This window comes from Faecalibacterium sp. DFI.5.82, assembly GCF_029076575.1.
Lineage (GTDB): Bacteria > Bacillota > Clostridia > Oscillospirales > Ruminococcaceae > Faecalibacterium > Faecalibacterium duncaniae.
In genome coordinates this window covers 1-316 of record NZ_JARFIS010000399.1, presented here as the reverse complement: position 1 = coordinate 316, position 316 = coordinate 1, and the positions used below count along the sequence as shown (strand labels likewise).

General features: G+C 58.9%; 1 protein-coding gene. It reads left to right on the top strand.

All coding sequences use genetic code 11. The features are described from left to right. The coding region (locus P0G09_RS17150) for a hypothetical protein (protein WP_275253271.1) at positions 1-316 on the top strand (316 nt) is incomplete at both ends.

Here is a 316-nt window from a genome sequence, read left to right as displayed (position 1 = left end):
TGTACCACGATTTCAGCGAGGAAGCCAGAGAAGCCGGGTATCTGCCCAGCCTCGCAGGTAATCCGAGTCGTGGTTTCCCGGAGGAATCCGCATGGCTTGCCGAACAGCGGAACCGCCCGGAGTTTCGCCAGACCCTTGCGGAAGAATACGCCGCCTTCTGGACGGCCTACCAGCAGGACCGGGAGTTGCTGCGCTTCCACTACCACACACCGAGAGAGATTTGGGAAAACCTGAAAGACCTGTCCCTGCCCCGCACTGCCTTTACCTCTCAGCTGATGGAAGTACCTGCGGTCAAGCAGTTCATCACAGAGGACGA